At 30.3% G+C, this 14569-nt stretch carries 15 protein-coding genes and 1 tRNA gene; 2 read left to right on the top strand and 14 right to left on the bottom strand.

Annotation, left to right across the window (positions count from 1 at the left end):
• The 5 genes from ACKTSW_RS10720 to ACKTSW_RS10700 form a co-directional block, all read right to left on the bottom strand.
• Nucleotides 1-1914 (bottom strand): DUF3857 domain-containing protein, encoded by a 1914-nt coding sequence (locus ACKTSW_RS10720; protein WP_408025261.1) that lies wholly within the window; start codon nucleotides 1912-1914, stop codon nucleotides 1-3.
• 56 nt (nucleotides 1915-1970) lie between these two features.
• A complete protein-coding gene (locus ACKTSW_RS10715) occupies nucleotides 1971-3071 on the bottom strand; it encodes a DUF4407 domain-containing protein (protein ID WP_408025260.1) in 1101 nt (366 codons plus the stop codon).
• A gap of 242 nt (nucleotides 3072-3313) precedes the next feature.
• Complete coding sequence (locus tag ACKTSW_RS10710) at nucleotides 3314-4771, bottom strand: M56 family metallopeptidase (protein ID WP_408025259.1); 1458 nt, start codon at nucleotides 4769-4771, stop codon at nucleotides 3314-3316.
• Nucleotides 4771-5139 (bottom strand): BlaI/MecI/CopY family transcriptional regulator, encoded by a 369-nt coding sequence (locus tag ACKTSW_RS10705; protein ID WP_408025258.1) that lies wholly within the window; start codon nucleotides 5137-5139, stop codon nucleotides 4771-4773. Before ACKTSW_RS10705 ends, ACKTSW_RS10710 begins: the two co-directional genes overlap by 1 nt.
• 134 nt (nucleotides 5140-5273) lie before the next feature.
• Nucleotides 5274-6662: a dipeptidase gene (locus tag ACKTSW_RS10700; RefSeq protein WP_408025257.1), complete on the bottom strand. Its 1389-nt coding sequence runs from the start codon at nucleotides 6660-6662 to the stop codon at nucleotides 5274-5276.
• A gap of 101 nt (nucleotides 6663-6763) precedes the next feature.
• On the opposite strand from ACKTSW_RS10700, the gene ACKTSW_RS10695 reads away from it, so the two are divergent.
• Nucleotides 6764-6845: transfer RNA gene (locus tag ACKTSW_RS10695), tRNA-Leu, on the top strand.
• Between the two features lie 112 nt (nucleotides 6846-6957).
• On the opposite strand, the gene ACKTSW_RS10690 is transcribed toward ACKTSW_RS10695, so the two are convergent.
• Genes ACKTSW_RS10690 through ACKTSW_RS10670 form a run of 5 tightly spaced genes read right to left on the bottom strand, consistent with a single transcriptional unit; the run spans nucleotide 6958 to nucleotide 11273 of the window.
• Nucleotides 6958-7767 (bottom strand): DNA/RNA non-specific endonuclease, encoded by an 810-nt coding sequence (locus ACKTSW_RS10690; protein ID WP_408025256.1) that lies wholly within the window; start codon nucleotides 7765-7767, stop codon nucleotides 6958-6960.
• Between the two features lies 1 nt (nucleotide 7768).
• Complete coding sequence (locus ACKTSW_RS10685; RefSeq protein ID WP_408025255.1) at nucleotides 7769-8212, bottom strand: acyl-CoA thioesterase; 444 nt, start codon at nucleotides 8210-8212, stop codon at nucleotides 7769-7771.
• A gap of 33 nt (nucleotides 8213-8245) precedes the next feature.
• Nucleotides 8246-9313, bottom strand: coding sequence for an ABC transporter permease (locus ACKTSW_RS10680; RefSeq protein ID WP_408025254.1), 1068 nt, complete (start codon nucleotides 9311-9313; stop codon nucleotides 8246-8248).
• A complete protein-coding gene (locus tag ACKTSW_RS10675) occupies nucleotides 9306-10571 on the bottom strand; it encodes a mechanosensitive ion channel family protein (protein ID WP_408025253.1) in 1266 nt (421 codons plus the stop codon). Before ACKTSW_RS10675 ends, ACKTSW_RS10680 begins: the two co-directional genes overlap by 8 nt.
• Nucleotides 10572-10583: 12 nt before the next feature.
• Nucleotides 10584-11273, bottom strand: coding sequence for a queuosine precursor transporter (locus ACKTSW_RS10670; RefSeq protein WP_408025252.1), 690 nt, complete (start codon nucleotides 11271-11273; stop codon nucleotides 10584-10586).
• Between the two features lie 66 nt (nucleotides 11274-11339).
• On the opposite strand from ACKTSW_RS10670, the gene fabD reads away from it, so the two are divergent.
• Nucleotides 11340-12224, top strand: coding sequence for an ACP S-malonyltransferase (gene fabD, locus ACKTSW_RS10665; RefSeq protein WP_408025251.1), 885 nt, complete (start codon nucleotides 11340-11342; stop codon nucleotides 12222-12224).
• A gap of 67 nt (nucleotides 12225-12291) precedes the next feature.
• Here the strand turns inward: fabD and ACKTSW_RS10660 are convergent, their stop codons facing one another.
• The 4 genes from ACKTSW_RS10660 to ACKTSW_RS10645 all read right to left on the bottom strand — a co-directional run bounded on the left by ACKTSW_RS10660 (nucleotide 12292) and on the right by ACKTSW_RS10645 (nucleotide 14561).
• On the bottom strand, nucleotides 12292-12486 hold the full coding sequence (locus ACKTSW_RS10660) for a hypothetical protein (protein ID WP_408025250.1): 195 nt from the start codon (nucleotides 12484-12486) through the stop codon (nucleotides 12292-12294).
• 271 nt (nucleotides 12487-12757) lie between these two features.
• Complete coding sequence (locus ACKTSW_RS10655; RefSeq protein ID WP_408025249.1) at nucleotides 12758-13159, bottom strand: MFS transporter; 402 nt, start codon at nucleotides 13157-13159, stop codon at nucleotides 12758-12760.
• Between the two features lie 12 nt (nucleotides 13160-13171).
• Nucleotides 13172-13390, bottom strand: coding sequence for a hypothetical protein (locus ACKTSW_RS10650; RefSeq protein WP_408025248.1), 219 nt, complete (start codon nucleotides 13388-13390; stop codon nucleotides 13172-13174).
• A gap of 46 nt (nucleotides 13391-13436) precedes the next feature.
• Nucleotides 13437-14561, bottom strand: a complete 1125-nt coding sequence (locus ACKTSW_RS10645; RefSeq protein ID WP_408025247.1) for a DegT/DnrJ/EryC1/StrS family aminotransferase — start codon at nucleotides 14559-14561, stop codon at nucleotides 13437-13439.
• Nucleotides 14562-14569: the final 8 nt, after the last annotated feature.

Below are 14569 nucleotides of genomic sequence, written 5' to 3'. Positions count from 1 at the left end.
TTATTTTTTAATGAGTTCTGTTCTTAAGTTGTCGTATTTGGCAACTAATTTCCTGAATTTTCTATACGCTTTATAATCTTCTTTAGGGTATATGCCTTTTACAACAGAAAATTCTCTTGCATACTTAAAAGATGTTTCGTCTATTTTTTCAAAATTTATAATGTAAGTGCCAAACTTATTTGTAATTTTCTTATTACTCGGTAGGTTTATTAATGAGTATTCTTCAGGAAGTTTAAAAATAAATTCATCTTTATCAGTAAAGCCTCGTTCAATTTCTAAAGGGTATTGCCTATCTCTATATTTTTTCGGAATTCCTGTCATCCTATTGAATACATTTAGCTTAAATAGGTAGCTGTTATCCCTTACTGTAGCAAATTTTTCTATTTCAGTGTCAATACTTTCAGTAAACTCAATTTTTTCTTTATCATTAAAAAGTTGAGTGTTTTTTACTTCTAAATTGTTATTGTAATCCCAAACGGTAGACTTGTAGTACTTAGTAAGTTCTTTTTGAGTATAGTTCTCGATAGTATATTTGTCATCATATTGAGTTCCGTATGATTTTATTTCAACATTAGCAGCAATATTTCCATCAGCTAACAACTCAACATTTGCTTTTGTTATTTGTAAGTTGTCGTTATTAATGTATGCAGGAGTTCTTTTAATAACTCCACCTTCTGGAGTAATAACTAATACATCTCTGTCATCTGTGAAGTCACCTAAAAAACCAAAAGGAATTGTTTGACTAGTACATTCTAACCAAATATCTTTTCCCTCGTTGGGAATATTTAAAATCATATGATTTCCTTGGAGAGAACTAAAATTTTTATCTATATTTTTTTTATTCTGTGCATAAACAAGAGTGTGGTAAGAGTCAACACCAACAATATCTAAGAGTGCTTTGGTGTAATTTGTTAACCCTTTACAATCACCATAACTAACTTGGTCAACTTTGTTTGCGGCTATTGGTTCCCAACCACCAATACCAACTTGTACGCTAATATATCTTGTTTTGTTTTGAACATAATCATAAATGATTTTTGCTTTTTCTATAGGGTCATTTACATTTTTAACTAAGTCTTTTACCTTTTCTACTGTAGCACGTGGTAGCTCATTTCTACCACTAATAAGATTATTATACATCCACTTTCCAAACTCTTCCCAGTTTTTGAAGTTTCCTTTAATACCTTTTAAGCTAAATAAATTAAAAGAAATAGATGCGTTTGGAACTAAATCTTCATAATTTAAGCTATAATATTCTGGTTTTATTGCTTTTTGGTTTGTTAGGTTGTAAGATAAATTACTCTCATTATATGTGTTTTGAATAGAAAATCCTTTAAAGTTTTTTTCTTTTTTTCTGAAAGGAATTTTTTGCGGATTGTTTAAGATATATACACTTTTTTCGATAGCTAAATTGTAGTTTTCAATTGGAAACCATTTAGGAATAAACCCTGTTGATGAGCTTTCTTCTTCAGATTCAAACACTACTGTATAAGGATATGAAGTAGGTGTGTGTTCTAAGAACTTAACTCTCGAGTCAGAGTATAATGTATTACCATCTATAGCACTTACATCTTTAAAATCGTTTTTTGAATATTTTTTAATTTTCTCACCAAAAGCATCGTAAATAGTAGCTTTTAGTTTTGTTATTTTAGTATCATTATCATAGCCTTTGTATGCCTTAATATGAACTTTGCCTAGCTTGTTAAAAACAGTTACAATTCTTTTCTGTCTTACAATAAGTTTGTCTACTGCTTCAACATTTATAACCACTTCGTTAAGCCTAATGATGGCATTTGCATTTTCTTTTAATTCTTTAGAAATAAAAAGAGAGGAAAGGTTTTGTTTTTCTTGAGAAAAAATATTGGTACATAGCAAAATCACTATTAAAAAAATAGTGTAATTAGTCTTTTTCATGCAATGAATTTAAATTTAAAGCAACAAAAATAAAAAAAAAGAGTAAATAAAAAAAACTATAAATTATCTTGCTGATTCTTAAAGAAAGAGTCAGCTTGGAGTTTCATTAAATTACGAGCCATTTTTTGTTTGTAATTGTATAACTCTTCTTCAGTTTTTAAATCGGAATAGACCTTGTTGTTAAGATCCTTATCAGTTTGCAAAATGGCTTCTCGTTGATGTACTTGTTGTTGAATCCAAGTTTTTACTGAAGACTCATGGTTTTCTAATTTGTAATCGTATTCACTTTTTGAGCTGATAAGTTTGGCAAAAATAGGCGCAGTTTCTATCGCTAGAAATAGTAGGAAGATGAAAAAAGAAGGTAGCCAAGGCAATTTGTTTAAAGCATTTACTCGAGCCATTAATCCATCAAAATTGGAAATAATGGATTGTGTTTGTGTTTCTTTTAACTTTTGATCTTTTTTCAAGCTAGCAATAGTTTCTTCTTTAGCTTTTATCTTTTCAGAATTATTAGTCTTTAATTGAGTTAATTCTTGTAGGGCAACATCATGCTTCTCTCTCTTTTCTTTATAAACAGGGCCTTTGCCAATGAGTTTTGTTCCTTTTCTGCCTTCAGCTTCTGCAATATAGGTTTCGTATAAGGTATTTACCTCATTTTCTTTAGTAGTTATTTCTTTTTTTAAAGATGAGATTTCTGAGTTTATCTTTGCTATTTCTGGGATAAATTGTTGTGCAATTTGTGTTTTGTTATCCAGTGTCATCTGGTTTTTTTCGGTTAACAGTACTTGATTAATTTCCTTTTCAAAGATTTTTAGCTCCAAAGGTTTAGAAATTACGACAGCAATAATCATTGCGAGTAATAACCTAGGTAGTACTTGTATGATTTCTTTTTTCTTTGATTCTCTTTTTTTGATTGTAGAAACAATAAATCTATCTAAATTAAAGATGAGCAAGCCCCAGATAATTCCGAAGAATACAGCGCTATAGATGTTGTCAAAAACAGTGTATAGAGCATAAGTAGAAGCAATAGTTGCCATTAGTGCCGTAAAGAAAACAGTAGCACCAATACCTACATATTTATTTTGTTCTCCATTAGCACATTTTTCGAGCAAATCTAAATCTGCTCCTGAACAAAGAAGGAAAAATCGTTTTAACATAAAAATAAGCTTATGTGTAGATAACGAGTGTTTTATGTAATTGTTACAAAAAAAGCCTCATTTAAGAGGCTTTTAACAGAAATAGTTTTTTATAACTATGGGTTTGTTTGTAGGTTTAAATATTGTTTTGCCAATTTTATTCCAACTTTGTAAATTCATAGAGTTATCAGGTTTTAAAAATTTTAAAGCTTTTTGATAACTTATTTTTTTCTCATTGTAGTAATATTTAGCGTCCTTCTCTTTTATATTTTAGGAGGAGGGGGAGGTAATAATTTTTTTTGTATTTCTTTTATGTGATTTTTAGTATTTAATTGATACTGGTATTTTTGAGGGAAACGAGTGGTTCTAGCATTTTCATGAATAAAACTTCCAGAATAATTGAAAAAATCGGTGCTTTTATAGCTGTTCAAAATAGTATTATTAACTGCCTTACCATCTATCCATATAGCATATTTTTCAGGGTTCTTTAAGTCTTGAAATAGTTTTTTAGATAAAACTCTTTTTTTTAATTTAACAGGAGGAGGTGGTGGAGGTAACATTTTCTTTTCCTTATCTGTTAACTCATCTAGTTTTTTAGTGATTTTTTCACCACTTTTTGTCGTATAAGTAAAAGTGCTTTTGTGTTGATTCACAAACCTTTTAGAAGTTGATTTAGGAATAGAGTCCATAGTACTATTAAACTCAATTTTTTTGTTATTTGTTAAATCAAAATCAAGAGAGTTTTCTTTACCCGCTATGTTCTCTAATAAACTCAATGAAGATGATTGAGGCTGAGTTTTTTCATAAGTATTTTCTAGAATACTTATTTCAGGGTTTAAATCGTTGTTAATTACTAAAGTTTTAGCTTCAATCCTTTCAGCAAAAAGGATAGTAAAACCAATTAAAACTGGTATTACTGAGAGTTTTTTTAGTAAAATTTTGGTATTTGAACTTTGTTTTGTCATCATTAATAATCTTTTTTTAGTTAATAAATAATTCAAATTACTGGCCAAGTAATATTCGTTGTTCCAAGCTGCTCTATTTAAAAGTAAGTATTGATATTTAGTAGTATTTTTATATGTACTAATAACTTTACTATCTGCTAAAAATTCGTGATTTAACTTTATTGCTTTCTTTAAGAAGATAAATATCGGGTTTATCCAAAAAACAACTTGCAAAAATTCAATAAGTAATATATCGAAGGTGTGTTTTTGTGAAGCATGAGTTAATTCGTGAGTGTAGAGTTCAGTTTCTATTTTATTTGAACTGTACTCTTCTTTATTTATAAAAATGTAATTCCAAAATGTATATGGACATATAGCATCATTTACCAAAACAATTGTGGCTTGTCCTTTTTTTATTTTTGGATGCTGTTTTATCTTTAAATATAAACTTATTAGATTTTTTATAAAGCGTACTAATAGAGCTAATGTAATAATAGTATAACCTATAAGTAAATACAAAGTATAATTTATCTCTTCTATTTGAGGAATGGTGTTAGTAGTTATGTCGCTATTTATAATTGTGGTTTGGAATGCTTTAGATGTTTGTGTAGCTGTTTTTTCGTATATTTTATAAAAAGGTGCTAGGAAAGAAAATAGTATGCTTCCTAATAAGTAGAAGCGGTTGAATTGATGCATTTTTTCTCTTTCTAATACTAGATGATAAAAAACAAGTAATAATGCTAAACAAATTCCTGATTTGATAAAATAGGTAATCATTATAGTTGTTTTTTAATTTGATTATCAATAATCTTTTTTAAATTTTTTAATTCAGAAACAGATAAATCTGTTTTTTCAGTAAAAAATGAAGCAAACTGACTTGTAGAATTGTTGAAAAAGTTTTTAATCAAACCATTTACATGTTTTGAAAAGTAATCTGTTTTTTTTACTAACGGAAAATACTCTCTCGAATTTCCATGTGATTTATAATCAACAAACCCTTTGTCTTTCATTCTTTTAAGTAAAGTAGCTACAGTTGTTGTCGCTGGTTTTGGTTCTGGAAATTCAGCTAAAAGGTCTTTCATAAATGCCTTTTTTAGCTTCCATAAATATTGCATTACTTGTTCTTCGGTTTTCGATAATTGCATCTCTACAAAATTAGAATTAACTCTACAAATGTAGAAATAAATTTTAATTCTACAAGCGTAGAGTTAAAAAAATAACAAAAAAAATAGCCTTGTATATAAAACAAGGCTATTTTAAAGGGTTTATTTAGAATGTATTATTTTGATAATTCAGTAAAATATTGATAAAAATAAGGAATGGTTTCAATACCTTTTAAATAATTCCAAACTCCGAAATGTTCATTTGGTGAGTGAATTGCATCAGAGTTTAATCCGAATCCCATTAAAATAGTTTTACTTTTTAATTCTTGTTCAAATAAAGCAACGATAGGAATACTTCCACCACTTCGTTGTGGTATTGGGGTAACTCCAAAGGTTTCTTGATATGCTTTACTTGCTGCTTGGTATCCAATATTATCAATAGGAGTTACATATCCTTGGCCACCATGGTGAGGTTTTACTTTTACTTTTACCGAATTTGGAGCAATGCTTTCAAAGTGTTTTTTAAATAATTCGGTAATTTCTTCCCATTCTTGTCCTGGAACTAAACGCATTGATATTTTTGCATATGCTTTTGAAGCAATTACTGTTTTTGCTCCTTCACCAGTATATCCACCCCAAATTCCGTTAACGTCTAAAGTAGGTCGAATAGCGTTACGTTCGTTGGTGGTATAACCCGCTTCTCCGTGAACATCATCAATATCTAATGCATTTTTATATGCTTCTAAAGAAAATGGAGCTTTAGCCATTTCATCACGTTCTTCACGTGATAAGTCTTCTACTTTATCGTAAAATCCAGGAATGGTAATATGATTGTTTTCATCGTGTAATGAAGCAAGCATTTGTGTTAAAATATTAATAGGGTTGGCTACAGCACCTCCATATAAACCAGAATGTAAATCACGATTAGGACCAGTAATTTCAACTTCAACATAACTCAATCCACGTAAACCAGTAGTAATCGACGGTATATCGTTAGCAATCATCCCTGTGTCAGAAATTAAAATTACATCGTTGGCAAGCCTCTCTTTATTTCTAGGTACAAACCAAGCTAAACTTTCTGAGCCTACTTCTTCTTCACCTTCAATCATAAACTTCACATTACAAGGTAAATTACCTGTATGGGTCATATACTCTAATGCTTTTACGTGCATATACATTTGCCCTTTATCGTCACAAGCACCACGAGCAAAAATAGCTCCTTCAGGATGTATGTCTGTCTTTTTGATAACAGGCTCGAAAGGAGGAGACGTCCATAAATCAATAGGATCTGCAGGTTGTACATCGTAATGACCATATACCAATACTGTAGGTAAATTAGAATCTATTATTTTTTCTCCATAAACAATTGGGTATCCAGGAGTTTCACAAATTTCTACTTTATCACAGCCTGCTTTTTCTAAACTCTCTTTCACAGCATCAGCAGTATTTAATACGTCTTGATTAAAGGCAGGGTCTGCACTTACTGATGGAATTTTTAATAAATCGATAAGCTCATTGATAAAACGATCTCTATGCTGAGCGATATAGTTTTTTACTTTTTGCATGTGTTGTGTATTAATAAGTTTCAAAAATAAGAAAAATAGTATACTTCTTCTTTGTAGTTTGTAAGTATTGTTTATATTTGCACCCACAATTTCAAAAGTACGCGGGCGTGGTGGAATTGGTAGACACGCTAGACTTAGGATCTAGTGCCGTGAGGTGTGAGAGTTCGAGTCTCTCCGCCCGTACAAATAAAAAGAGTAAAAACTTAATTCTTATAGAGTTAAGTTTTTTTGTTTTTAGGAGTGTATAAAAAAACCTCTTTTTGTAATAAAGACTTATCTGTAGTCAAGTATATTTTTATCTAAAACTCCAGTTTTTATAGTCAGTAGAAGCTTCTAATTGGTTTTCTAAACTATCAGGTAATTCAGGAAAAAAATCAATACCTGTTTTTTGTTCTAATTCATCAATAGAAATTACAAAATCATATAAAGGCTTGTTACTCTCTTTATGCGGAAGCAAAAATGCAATTGCTTTAATTTCGGGTTGCGTGTAATCTAATAAAACCTTATAAAAATAATTAGGAACACTTACGTTTTCTTTTCCTATAGTTTTTAAATTAGGTTCTAAAACACCACCAGTAACAACATACAAACGATTATATTTTTTTGCCCAATAACGAGTTTTTTGCTCTAACTTATTCCAAATGCCAGCATTAAATTCGTGGTTTTGAGGAGAGATATTAGAGGTGTAAAAGGTTTCATCATGAGTACTTTTAGAGGCGCGTCTATCACCAGCAGGACATAAGTGCCCTTTGTCATAGCCAGATCTTTTGTAATTTCTCCAATCGGCAGATTTGGTTGTTATTTTTGGATCTTGAATAAAAAAAGGGCGTTTATGATTGGTATAAACAATATCATTTTTATTTAAGATATAAGCAACCCATTCAGCTTGTTCATGCTTTTCATTATAGGATAACTGGTAGCCATTATGTTTTATGGTGATTCCAGTAGTTGAGGTAGGAAAGTAATTGAAGTTATCAGTTGTATTATGGGTTGTTTCTGTTGTAGGTAGAGAAGAACCCTTAGTATCTTCTTTTTGTTGTAACCAATAACCTACTAATAAAGCAACAATGGTAATAACTACTTTTATTTTTCTTGAAGTGCTCATTTTAAGCTTTTAAAAAAATTTCTTTGAATTCATCTGTTTTTTCAGCGTCATTAAAAATTTGTTGAAATTTAGCTGGAGGTACTGTCAGTTTTCGCTGAACCAAATCTAACCAAGCACCATATACCGTAATAATTGCAGAGAGCTTACCTGCTTGGTTAAAAACTTCATGCTGAATTTTCCAACGTTCACCTTTACTAGATAAACCTATAACCTTTAAATTTACAGTAATATCCTCACCCATATGTATTTCACGTAAAAACTTAGTGTTCTCTTCAAATAAAATAGGGCCTACATTTTCCTTAGTAAAATCTTGAATTGTAATATTATGCTCTTTAAAAAAGCGTAAGCGTAATTCAGCAGCATAATCATTATATGCGGTATGACGCATATGTATGTTGGCATCAAAATCTGCCCATCGTGTTTTAAACTCAACACTAAAACTCATATCAAAAAATTTAAGAAAGCGAATTTACAAATTTTAAGTCTTCACATCCAAAGCATCACGAAGTGTATTTCCAATTAGCATAAAAGCCATTACTAAACTCATAATGGCAATTCCAGGAATGAGTGCTAAATAGGGTTTACCAAGAATAATATAGTTGTAATGATTTTTAATCATAGCACCCCATGAAGGTGTTGGGGGTTGTGCACCAATACCTAAGAAACTTAATCCACTTTCAATTAAAATAGCCGCTGCAAAATTTGCGGCGGAAATTACAATGATAGGAGCTAAAATATTGGGTAAAATATGTTTAAATATGATTCTAAAATCAGAAAAACCCAAAGCTTTGGCAGCTTCTACATATTGTTGCTGCTTGGTAGTAATTACTTGCCCACGCACGACACGAGCAACCTCTACCCACATGGTTAAACCTACAGCAATAAACACTTGCCAAAAACCTTTTCCTAAAGCTAATGTAATGGCAATTACCAATAAAAGTGTAGGGATAGACCAAGTGATATTGATAATCCACATAATAAAATTATCAATTTTTCCACCAAAATAACCGGCAATAGCCCCAATAGGAATTCCTATTAAAAGCGAAATAAAAATAGCGATGAAACCAATAAAAAATGAAACTCTAGCACCAATGAATAATCTGCTTAATAAATCACGTCCATATTTATCGGTTCCTAAATAAAATATTTTTTGCGTAATATATTTCTCGTAAGAAGCAGGAAATTCTTTTGGTAATCCATCAGCATATTTGATGACTTCTAACTGGTTTCTTTTTACTAAAAAGGATTTAATAGGTATTTCTGTTGATGAATTTTTTTTTCCTTTCATAAAAAAAGAAAACCATGATTGTTTATTTAGAACTTCAGAAGGAATACTTAACATTTGTACTGAAAAACCAGGAGCTTTAGAATGAATTTCTAAATGCATTTGATTTGCATCATTACTATTATCAGGCGCTAAAACATAACAAAATACAGCAATAAACCCACATAAAGTAATATACCAAAAACTAAACATACCTGTTTTACTACGTTTAAATTTTTGGAAGGCTATTTGCCACAAAGATGCACCAGTATTATTATTCACTCTTTTGTCTTGCTTTCAAGTTATTGATGTCAATACTTGATGGGTTTTGAAAAACTTCCAAATCAAAATATTTTACAGAAGCTAAAATATGATCAAAAATGTTCGCCATAACACGCTCATAATCTACCCAATTTTTTTCTCTACTAAACGCATAAATCTCTAACGGAATTCCATTAGGAGTTGGATCTAATTGACGAGACATAAGTAGCATGTCTTGATTTATCTTTGGGTGGTTTTCTATGTATTTATCTAAATAAATTCGGAATGTTCCAAAATTAGTTAGGTTTCGACCATTTAATAAAACAGTTTTATCAACATTATTTTCGGTATTGTACTTTTTTACCTCCAAACTTCTTTCTTTTATATAGTCAGAAATCAATTCAATTTTCTTGAAACGCTCAATATCTTCATTTGTAAGAAAATGGATACTATTAATTTTAATTAAAATAGCCCTTTTAATACGTCTTCCGCCAGAGCTATTCATTGTTCGCCAGTTTTTAAACGAATCTGATGTTAAATAATAGGTAGGAATACTAGAAATCGTATTATCAAAGTTTCTAATAATTACTGAAGTTAAATTAATTTCAACGACATCACCATCAGCACCATATTTTTCCATAGTAATCCAATCACCAATTCTAACGGTATCATTTACCGCTACCTGAATACTTGAAACAAAACCAAGTATAGTATCTTTAAAAACTAATAGTAAAACTGCCGAAAAAGCTCCTAAAGCAGTAAGAAATCTAATTAAAGGCTTGCCTGTAAGTACAGAGAATGAAGAGATAATAGCAATTAACCATAATATAATCATGAAAATTTGCACGTAACTTTCTAAAGGTTTGTCTTTAAAAGCATTGGTAGTGCGTAAGAAGTCTTTCACAGTAAGTAATATACTGCGTATAAACCATACAATAGAAAAAACAATAGCTATAGTCGTAATACGCTCAGCATAAATAATTAAATCAGGAAAATCTTCAAGTATTTCTTTTAAAAGATTGAAAATTATTATAAGAATAACAATTCTAGAAAGGCTTAAAAAAGTTTTATTTTTAATGAGTAAATCATCAAAATTTGTAGATGTTTTATTGGCCATTTTACGAATGGCCTTTCTACCAAAGTATCTAAAAATTTTAAAGAGGATATAACCAATTAAGGCAAAAGTAATTAAGTTGGTAAATAGGTTAAGATATATAGCTGTAGTTTCAGAAAGAGAAAATTGTTCTTTAAATATTTTATAAAAAAACTTGTTCAACATAATATTGTTAGGTTATAAATTAGTTAGTTCTTCTCCAATTTTTAAATTGAATTTTTTTCTAAATAAGTATACAATAATGTATAAAATTGGTGTGTCAAGCGCAGCCACAATAATCTTAAATAAAAAACTGCTTAGTAAAAGACCTCCAAAGATATCCCATGAAAGAATCTTAAAAGAACATAACAAAAATAATATGGTAAAAGTATCTATAAATTGTGATAAAAAGGTAGAAAAATTATTACGAAGCCATAAGTGTTTACCTTTAGTTAAGTTTTTCCAAAAATGAAAAATGCGAATATCTACAAACTGAGCTGATAAGTAGGCTAACATTGAAGCTAAAACAGCTAAAGGAGACAACCCAAAAACTTTACTAAAAGTCTCGTTGCTAACAGGTGAATTATCAATAACAGGTACATAATCAGCAACTAAAATAATTAACATAGAAAAAAAGGAAGCAAAAATACCTGCAACAACAACTTGATTGGCTTTTTTTTGACCATAAATTTCAGAAAGAATATCGGTAATTAGAAAAGTAATTGGGTAAGGAAGTATTCCAACAGAGATTTCAAAACGAAATAAATTAAAAGGTTCCCAATAAAAAAACTTCTGAAAAATTAAATTCGAAGTTACTAAGGAGGCAATAAATAAAGCTGCTAAAACTAAGTATATAAGTTGCGCTTGGTTTTTAAGTCGTGCCGTCATAAAACGAAGATAGTAATTTTAAAAATTGTATGTTTGCAGGGTTAAACAAACAACAAAAATAAATAGATGAAAGCGTATATTTTTCCAGGTCAAGGAGCACAATTTTCAGGAATGGGTTTAGATTTATATGAAAATTCGCCATTAGCTCAAGAACTTTTTGAAAAAGCAAATAATATATTAGGATTCAGTATTACCGACGTAATGTTTGAAGGTACCGCTGAAGAGTTAAAACAAACAAAAGTAACACAACCTGCAATTTTTTTACACTCAGTAATTTTAGCGAAGGTTTTAGGAGATGAGTTTAAACCAGAAATGGTAGCTGGTCATTCTTTAGGAGAGTTATCGGCATTAGTAGCTAATGGAGTATTGTCTTTTGAAGATGGGTTAAAGTTAGTTTCTAAACGTGCATTGGCAATGCAAAAAGCATGTGAAGTTCAACCATCGACGATGGCTGCGGTGTTAGGGTTAGAAGATACTATAGTCGAAGAGGTATGCGCTTCTATTGATGGAGTAGTAGTAGCAGCAAACTATAATTGTCCAGGGCAATTAGTAATTTCAGGTGAAATTGAAGCAGTTGAAAAAGCTTGTGAAGTATTAAAAGAAAAAGGGGCAAAAAGAGCATTACTTTTACCCGTAGGAGGAGCTTTTCATTCACCAATGATGGAACCAGCTCGTGAAGAGTTGGCAGCGGCTATTGAAGAAACTACATTTAACGAGCCTACTTGTCCTGTTTATCAAAACGTAGTGGCAAAGGCAGTAACAAACCCTGCTGAAATTAAAGAAAATTTAATAGCACAATTAACAGCTCCTGTAAGATGGACACAATGTGTGCAGGCAATGATTACTGATGGAGGTACTGAATTTGTTGAAGTTGGCCCAGGTAAAGTATTGCAAGGATTAATGCGTAAAATAGATAGAAGTGTAGCTGCTAGTGATGCTTCTTTAGTATAAAAACAAGTATAAAATGGAAAATCCCGCTCTTTTGGAGCGGGATTTTTGTTTTATAAAAGTAAAAATATTATTTAGCTAAAACACAATCTTCACAATCTTTAACTTCACCGTAATAAGTTTCTCTATACTTGTGTATCGTTTCTAAAGGTATAATATTTAAAAACATTTTTTTTATGTAAGTAACATTAGTATGTAGCTTACCCATTTTTTTTGAAAATCGTTTTTCTAAACGTGTCTCTCTTTTAATTTTAATCAATTTCATTGTTCTATTATCATTTAATTAGGGTACAAAGCTAAAAACCTTAAAGGTTAATGTCAATTAATAAATGCTAAAACCTTAAAAATCAGGTGATAAATATGAGTTGTTAAATTAGAGGTAGAAAATTTTAAGAATATGACAATGTATAGGGTGAATAAATAACAGATTCAAAGTGGAAAAGTTTAGGTTTTAACTAAAAATAACTAAAAAACCACTCAAAATTGACTAAAAAGAATCAAAAACGAGTGATTTTGTGTTTTTTTACAGAAAATTATTAATTTCTAATATTTAAAGTTTTGAATAGTTGCTTCTTTTTAGGTGCTAAGAGAATTAAATAAATTAATAAAATTACTCCTAGTAATAAAAAATCTGGTTTTAAGATAATAAGGATAAAACAAGCGCCTTCTAAAATAGCCCACCTTATAATGGATGCACTTTGATAAATGGCAAGTTTTTCTTCAACAAGAGCATCATTCTTTATGGTTTTTAGTGTGTTTTTAAACATGAAGTTACTAGTAACGTAAGCTATCGCTGGAATAAAAGCATATAATAACGATGAGTCGTCAATAACCATATTAAAAATGGTTTTAAAATCACCTAAAAAAGTATACCCTAAAGTTACACTTCCTACCATTGCTAGATGAATAATTTTTAAAGTTTTGATCTTTTGATTCATAGCTAAAAGAATTTATTGAATAGTTATTGTCATATTATTTTCATTTTTCCAAGTCCCATTTTCTAATGTTATCAATCCAAACTCAGGGTGAATATATTGATTACCTAATTCGAAATTATGATTTAGACCATTGATATACTCAGGAATACAAATTTCATGACCGCTAGAGTTGTATGGTTTATATCCATCATCACATCTATCTTCGTTACAGCTAATTAATGTTAAGCTCATAGCTAACATGGAAAATAAAATTTTGTTTTTCATAGTTTTTATAATGTTAAATAAAATCGTTTATGGCCTTGGTAATAAAAGCTAATTGTTCTTCATCTAATTCGGTATGCATTGGTAATGAAATTACTTCATCAATTAATTGATTGGTAACCGCAAAATCTGCTTCGTTGTATCTGTCATCTTGATATGCTTTTTGAGCATGTAATGGAACAGGATAGTAAATAGCATTAGGAATAGCGTTATCTAATAAATGTTGATGTAATTCATTACGTTTACCGTTGGTAATTCTCAACGTATATTGATGGAACACATGTGTAGTAAAATCGCTAATGATAGGCGTAATGATATTTGGATTATCAGTAAAAGCATTTGAGTAATATTCTGCAGCTTTTCTACGAGCATCACAATAGCTGTCTAATAAAGGTAGCTTAGCTTTTAATACAGCTGCTTGAATAGAATCTAATCGAGAATTCACTCCAACAACATCATGGTAATAGCGTTTATACATTCCGTGATTTACCATTCCACGAAGTATGTGTGCTAATTCATCATCATTTGTAAAAATAGCTCCACCATCACCATAACATCCTAAGTTTTTAGAAGGGAAGAAAGAAGTGGTTCCAACATTACCCATGGTACCTGCTTTCTTTTTAGTTCCGTCAGCAAAGGTATAGTCAGCACCAATAGCTTGTGCATTATCTTCTATTACAAATAAGTTGTATTCTTTGGCAATTTCTAAAACTGCTTCCATGTTTGCGCACTGCCCAAATAAATGCACAGGAACAATAGCTTTAGTTTTTGGTGTAATCGCTTTTTTTAAAGCCTCAATATCAATATTGAAACTATCTGGCTCAACATCAACTAATATAGGTGTTAATTTTAATAACCCAATCACTTCAACCGTAGCAGCAAATGTAAAGTCAGCAGTAATAACTTCATCACCTTGTTCTAGTCCTAAACCCATCATGGCAATTTGTAAAGCATCAGTTCCATTAGCACAAGGTATTACGTGCTTTACTCCTAAATACTTCTCTAAATCAGCTTGAAATCCATGAACATACGGACCGTTAATATATGCTGAAGAGTTTAATACTTCTTCTATTGAAGTATCTACAGTTTCTTTTATTTTTTGATACTGACTTTGTAAGTCAACCATTTGAATTTTTTTCATTAGGAAAT

Origin of the sequence: Tenacibaculum sediminilitoris, assembly GCF_964513795.1 — a bacterium.
Taxonomy (GTDB): Bacteria; Bacteroidota; Bacteroidia; order Flavobacteriales; family Flavobacteriaceae; genus Polaribacter; species Polaribacter sediminilitoris.
Note: the sequence above shows the minus strand (reverse complement) of the source record. Positions and strands in the feature narration are given on the sequence as shown.